Raw genomic sequence first — 6,396 nt, 5'->3', positions numbered from 1 at the left:
GGGGCTTATGCCAAGCACGGCTATTTTGGTATGACGAAATTTTTACGGCTGATGCAGTTTGTGCGTCCACCTTTTATCTTTTTTAGCTCCACCGAAAGCGAATTGATGGATTATATGGCTTATGTAGAGCAGTACGAGCCACCCACTTGGCAAAGGGTTGGGGGCTTTAAGCGGATTGTTGTCAATGCTCGCATTAACGCACAAATTGGCTACGAGGACAATATTTTGGTTAAGTTTTAAAAAGTGAAAATTCATTGCAAAAAGACTGGACTACGCTTTATGAGTACGGCAGTATGTGCCTTATAAATTAACAAGTTAAGAGGTTAAAAATGTTAGATATTCAAGCGATTGCAAACTATGTTCAAGAGTATGGTGTGGTAGATTTTGACTGCGAGATGGACGATGGCGTACTTTGGTTTCGGGGTGTCAACTGTTATTTAATTATTGGCAAAGTTACTGACAAGCAGGTATTTTTGACGGTTTGGGAGGATGATGAGTGCAATGAAGTCATTGAAAACTTTGAAATCCAAAACCTTGATGAATTGAATGTTTGCTTAAAGAAATACGCCTTGATTGCTCAGGCAAGCACCAAGCAAGATGAAACCATCCAAGAACCAACCGACACCACGATGATTGACATCTACTTTAAGCTCATTAAAGACAAATTGGCAGAACATCAAATCAACCTTGATTTTGACAAACAAAACCAAGCCGAAAAACTGGTCATTCGCCATATCGAGGATAAGCTAGTGGAGATTATCAAATTTTTGCAATAGCAAAGTAGGGCAAAAGCACCCCAAGTGTAAAGTTTGGGGTGCTTTGTTTTTGGCTTTTTATCCTGCTATAATGAGACAAATTGACCAAAAAATCTTACAATGAACGATCTTACCCTATATCACGGCAGTTTTAATAAAACCAAAGTCAAAATCAAAAACGGCAGCTTGCTTATCGGACGCACTCGGTCTGCCAATCGCTATGATGGCATTTGTGCCACACAAAACAAAGAAATTGCCAAGCGTTATGGCGAATATTTGCACAGCTACCGCATACCCATCAAAGAAATTGCTAACAATCAAGATTTGGTTGGGGATAAAGCGGTAGAAGTCATCAAAAAAGAGCTTAAAATAGACGATGACACTCTTGCCAAACAAATCACCTTTGTTGTTGCCTACCAACACAACACTCATGAAATTCTACCTCATCTTATCCCTCGTTTTAGGGGTGAATATTTTGGTGATGAAAATGAGTATGACAGTGAAATTTGGCGGTTAAGGGGCAGAATAGCTGATGCATTGGGCTTTCGTGCGGTCAGCTATGTGGACGATATGGGGTTTGTGAATTATTTGGTTGTTAGGTAGGAATATAAAAGAAATTATCTGACCCTACCTAAGCCACAAATGAAAGGGTGTTGCACCCAGTGCAAGAAGTTAATGAAGGGATTTATTGCAAAAATGAGCGAGATTTTTCGCGGCGGGCATCAATACCCACAAAAAATCCATTTGTCTTTATCTTATATTTTTTTAATTTTTATAAAATTTTTTATTAAAAATACTAATATTATGCAAAAACTGCATACAATTTGCCAAAAATAACATAATCTACACCTGTTTTATTAATTTTTTGCATAGTTATTTGACAGGTCAAGAATAATTCTTATTGTTTTGACATATTTTGTTACAAATTATCATCGTACACGGCATGAATGGCGTTTAATAGTGCCGATATGTGCGGATTTTGGGCGGTGGCAAGCGTATTCAGATAAATGGGCGAGACGACATGGTCGGCTAGGGGTATGTAGGCGATTTGATGACTGCGGACGGTGGTCAGGCTCTCAGGGACAAGCGTCATGCCTTCGCCTGCTGACACGAGTCCTAGGGCGATTTGAATGTCTCGGGCGTGTTTTTTGGATTTGGGATTGATGTTTTTTTGATAAAAGATGTTGAGTAATGGGTCAAGGGTTTTTTCGCCCACCACCAAAGGCGTGCGATGATAGGTGATAAGTGTCTCTTGGGCGAATGTTTTTAGGGGGAGTTGCGACTGCTTGGCAAGCACATGAGTCATCGGCAGAGCAACCATGAGCTTTTCGTCTGTCAAAAAAGTTTGGCGAATGAACCCATCTGACGACAAAAACCGCCCAAAGCCCACGTCAATTTGCCCTGTTTTTAGGGCGTGCATTTGCTCATTTGAGCTTATCTCAGTCAAGCGAATGTCAAGGTTTGGCAGGTGCTGTTTTAGCTGACCGATAATCTCAGGCAGTCGCCCATACAAAACTGACGCCACAAAGCCGATGGTAAGGCTGTGGGCGGTTTTGCCAAATTTTTGGGTAAGCAGGATAAGCTCATTAAGCTCGCCCACGCTTTTTTGGAGATGTTCAAAGAAAAACTCGCCAGCTTCGGTAAGTCTCATTGGGCGGTGGGTACGGTCAATCAGCACCTGCCCAAGTATATTTTCTAAACTGGCAATATGCCGAGACAAAGTCGGCTGTGAAATGCCCAATGCATGGGCAGACTGACTCATACTCCCTGTTTTAGCAAGATGGATAAAAGCACTAAGCTGTGATACGCTAACATCAATCATAACATCATCCACAGATACCCTTAAAGCCCAAACGACAACTCGCCAAAATACACCCCCGAATTCATCGGTTTTAGGCGATGAGCTTGGGGCTTGATGAGCCATTTGTTCTCATAAGACAGCACACCATACTGACCGTCATCGGTTGTAACGATGACATACTCATCCCACAGCTCTATGTCTTTGTATAAGGCAGGAATGATGACATCGCCTTTATGATTGATGACCCCCGACAGCTCAGTATTATCTTGTAGTCGCTCCAAGGGGTGTAGCCTGCCCTGCTGTTTTGCCCCGTCATCCGCCCACGAAAAGACATTGTATTGATGAAGTTTGGTGATGTTATTGTTAAATATCGGTTCGGTGATGAATTGACCATGTTTGTCAATGATTTGCATGACGTTCGTGCCATCCGCCACAAAGGGGGCATAGCCTTGTTCGTTAAAATCGCCATAATTGCCCTGATGAGTAAAGACCTGCCTGCCCTGCACATCAAATACCACACGGCAATCACACGCTCCCGCCAGCCGCCCGTAGGCAAATCCATGCCCATCAAAGCGGTAACTGTTCATGTCATAAAACACCGTCTCGCCAACAGGCAGAACATCATCCATCACCCACACCCCTTCTTTGTTCATGAACCCGTAATGGCTGTCTTGCTTGTCTTTTTTGACAGCGATGAGTTCTTGGGCGTCAAATAAAGGCGAATCAACAGCAGATTGGTGATTGTGACTGATGTTTTTATTGGGAAAATAGTACTCGGCAGGGATTATCCATTTGCCTAAGATGTGCATGATACCTTCTTTATCAGTTTTGCTGTTTTCAACCACAAAATAACCATCTTTATCAGGCAATGTCCGCACCTTTAAATCGCCATGCAGTTTGACGAGCCACTGTCCATGCTGATTGATGATACCTTCATAATCAGACTCCCACTCATTCACCCCACGTTGACATGACGTGGCAATGGCATAACCCTCGTGCGAGTAATACATATTTCTAAACACATCGCCACGCTTTTTACCATGAATGTCAATCAAACCCATACACCCAAAATCTTCTTTTTCTAAGTCTTCATTTCTATACACGCCCAATATCTCATCAAAGCCATCAATTCTTTGCCAGTCGCTAGACTCGTCATTGATACTGTCATACATCGGCTCGATGACCCACTGGGCTTGAGGATTGACATAGCCCCACAGGTTATTTTTTGTACTGCGGGCGGGGATGATTTGGTGTTTTAATTCATTATCCAAAAGCATGAGCTGTAACTGAGCGATGTCCTTATCGGACAAATCCACCCTCTCGCCTGTGGCGTGATTGACCAAATGGCTGTTTTTGGTCACCATCTCAAAAAATAGATTCCGAGCGATAGCCTTTTTCTCCGATTCGCTATCATCAGACAAATGGGCAGTTCGCTCTTCAAATATTGACTCCATCTCTTCAAAAAACTTCTTACTGTCTTCACTAGCCCCCTCATTCGGTTCAAGCGTAAAGGGCAGTATCATTACACCCCCGCCCATCGAATGATTATCAAGCGTCTCAATCTTATGACCCGCCTCATCAAATCGATGAATGACCTGCTCTGTGGCATAGGGATTAACCCCCAACAGATAGGTTTGGTCGTCATCGTATGTTAGCTTGACGGATTCATAAATCGCAGGGATGATGACCTTACCATCTTCGCCCATCACGCCATGAATGGTGTCGTAGGGCATGTGGCTTTCGTATTTGGGATTTTTGACGACATAATCCATGTACAAGGGTGCCGAATGGGCGTACCCCGTGAGCAAGGTCAGCACTGATAAAGTTATGGGCTTGATTACAAATTTGGATACAAATTTAACTGTCGGTGTCAAAGTCATCATCACAGCTCCTTTGATGATTAAAGTTAGGGGTTGGCGTATGGTTGCCCAAGTTATCCTAAAATAGATTTTTATAAAGTTGATAAACACCACTCATTATCTCTATTTTTTACTGCATTGTAAATATGTCATCACTTGTATCATAAAAAATGCCATTTGATAAACCAAGCCATCCATTCCCAATCAATCCACTCTCAATCCATCCTAGTTTGTTTAGCCGTGTCATCCCATCCATATTTTTTGTAATCAATCACCCAACCCATGCCCAAACCCCCAAAAATGTGCTAAAATTTAAACAATCCCTTCCCCACTCACAAACAAGGAGTTTGTATGTCTGTATCTACCCTAAACCTAAGCGTCAGCGACAAGCTTAGCCCCAAAAAAACCAAAGCCCAGCCCCATCTGGTCGTCTTTGCCGACAGCGACGCCAAGATTTTGGGCAACCTTGACAGCGGTCACCTAGACCGTGCCAACGCACTCATCAAAGCCAGTGGCTTTAAAGGCTCGGTCGGTGAGAGCGTGACCGATTATGGCATTGATGACGGACATGTCATCAGCGTGATTGGTACAGGCTCGCTGGACAAGCTGGCAGGGCAAATGCCAAAACTGGGTAAAGCCACCTTTAACACCATCAAAAACAGCAAATCTGCGGTCGTGGCGTGGGGCGATGTCATTTGCCAAAAGCATTTTGGACAGTTTGTCAATGCCTTACTGCATGCCGAATACCGCTTTGAACCCTACAAATCCAAAAAAGGCGACAAAATCGCCCTATCTGCTGTTGAATTTATCAACACCAAAGACGCCAAAGCCGACTACGAAAACGCCCTAGCCATCGCTACTGCCACACACATCGGGCAGAGCTTGGCTCGTGATGTCGCCAATGACGCCCCCAACATCATGACCCCTGCTGAGCTTGCCAAAGTTGCCGAAAAACTGGGCAAAGACTACAAAGACGTGGTCAGTGTGAGTGTGCTTGGCGAAAAAGAGATGAAAAAACTGGGCATGGGCTGTTTCTTGGCAGTCTCACAAGGCTCTGATAACGAAGGCAAACTGGCAATCATCGAATACCACGGCAAATCAGGCAAGAAAAAGAGCAAACTAAAAGACCCCATCGCCCTAGTCGGCAAAGGCATTACCTTTGACACAGGCGGTATCTCACTAAAACCATCAGCAGGCATGGATGAGATGAAATACGACATGGGCGGAGCAGCTGCCATGCTTGGCACCATCAAAGCGGTGTGTGAAGCTCGCCTGCCACTAGACATGGTCGTGGTGCTTGCCTGTGCTGAGAACATGCCATCGGGCAAAGCCACTCGCCCATCAGACATCGTAACCGCCATGAACGGCATGAGTGTTGAGATTCTAAACACCGATGCCGAAGGTCGTCTGGTGCTGTGTGACGCCCTGTGCTACGTCCAAGACAACTACAAGCCACGCACCATCATCGATGCCGCAACCCTGACAGGGGCGTGCGTGATTGCCCTGGGTGGAGTGCGTTCAGGGTTGTATTGTAATGACGAAGACACGCTGTTCGCCCTAGAAGAAGCAGGCGAGTACACAGGCGACCTAGTATGGCAAATGCCTCTAGATGATGCCTATGATGAACAGCTCAAATCCACCTTTGCAGACGTCCAAAACATCGGCGGACGTGAAGGCGGTTCTATCACGGCAGCGTGCTTCTTGCAACGCTTTATCAAAGAAGGTCAAGCATGGGCTCACTTAGACATCGCAGGCACAGCATGGTCAGGTGGCGACAACAAAGGAGCAAGCGGTCGCCCTGTACCCATGCTCATGCGTTACTTAGTGGGACAAGCAGACTAATCCCCACAGTCCATCATTCAAAACGACCATCTGTGTATGGTCGTTTTTTAACCTTTGAGAATTATAGGGCGTGCCTACCATTGATAACATTTTTATAAAATAAGATGAACATTTAACGCTTTTATCTATACCAACCGAA

The 6,396-nt window shown here is 44.6% G+C and carries 5 protein-coding genes and 1 pseudogene; 4 read left to right on the top strand and 2 right to left on the bottom strand.

Going from position 1 to position 6,396, the window contains the following annotated elements:
* From B5J93_RS11870 to B5J93_RS11860, 3 genes and pseudogenes are all read left to right on the top strand, one after another.
* Positions 1–240: pseudogene (locus B5J93_RS11870) on the top strand (hypothetical protein); the annotation flags it as partial.
* A gap of 89 nt (positions 241–329) precedes the next feature.
* Positions 330–776, top strand: coding sequence for a hypothetical protein (locus B5J93_RS11865; RefSeq protein WP_079326565.1), 447 nt, complete (start codon positions 330–332; stop codon positions 774–776).
* Positions 777–875: 99 nt separating this feature from the next.
* Entirely contained in the window at positions 876–1,358 is a 483-nt protein-coding gene (locus tag B5J93_RS11860) for an AcrIF11 family anti-CRISPR ADP-ribosyltransferase (protein WP_079326564.1), read from the top strand.
* 316 nt (positions 1,359–1,674) lie between these two features.
* Here the strand turns inward: B5J93_RS11860 and B5J93_RS11855 are convergent, their stop codons facing one another.
* Positions 1,675–2,679 (bottom strand): LysR family transcriptional regulator, encoded by a 1,005-nt coding sequence (locus B5J93_RS11855; protein ID WP_211278890.1) that lies wholly within the window; start codon positions 2,677–2,679, stop codon positions 1,675–1,677.
* On the bottom strand, positions 2,598–4,439 hold the full coding sequence (locus B5J93_RS11850) for a WG repeat-containing protein (protein WP_079326563.1): 1,842 nt from the start codon (positions 4,437–4,439) through the stop codon (positions 2,598–2,600). Before B5J93_RS11850 ends, B5J93_RS11855 begins: the two co-directional genes overlap by 82 nt.
* A 327-nt stretch (positions 4,440–4,766) precedes the next feature.
* Between B5J93_RS11850 and B5J93_RS11845 the strand changes: the two genes are divergently transcribed.
* The gene (locus B5J93_RS11845; RefSeq protein WP_079326562.1) at positions 4,767–6,257 is read left to right on the top strand and encodes a leucyl aminopeptidase; all 1,491 of its coding nucleotides are present in this window, start codon (positions 4,767–4,769) and stop codon (positions 6,255–6,257) included.
* Positions 6,258–6,396 lie beyond the last annotated feature (139 nt).

It is taken from the genome of Moraxella equi, from assembly GCF_002027555.1.
In the GTDB taxonomy this organism is placed as follows: Bacteria; Pseudomonadota; Gammaproteobacteria; order Pseudomonadales; family Moraxellaceae; genus Moraxella; species Moraxella equi.
The sequence above is the reverse complement of the archived record's forward strand: the minus strand, read 5'-3'. Positions and strand labels throughout refer to the sequence as shown.

What these genes read in the sequence shown, in the direction of transcription:
- B5J93_RS11865 (WP_079326565.1), top strand. Translation starts at nt 330, where the DNA reads ATGTTAGATATTCAAGCGATTGCAAACTATGTTCAAGAGTATGGTGTG.
- B5J93_RS11860 (WP_079326564.1), top strand. Translation starts at nt 876, where the DNA reads ATGAACGATCTTACCCTATATCACGGCAGTTTTAATAAAACCAAAGTC.
- B5J93_RS11855 (WP_211278890.1), bottom strand. Translation starts at nt 2,679, where the DNA reads ATGGCTCATCAAGCCCCAAGCTCATCGCCTAAAACCGATGAATTCGGG.
- B5J93_RS11850 (WP_079326563.1), bottom strand. Translation starts at nt 4,439, where the DNA reads ATGATGACTTTGACACCGACAGTTAAATTTGTATCCAAATTTGTAATC.
- B5J93_RS11845 (WP_079326562.1), top strand. Translation starts at nt 4,767, where the DNA reads ATGTCTGTATCTACCCTAAACCTAAGCGTCAGCGACAAGCTTAGCCCC.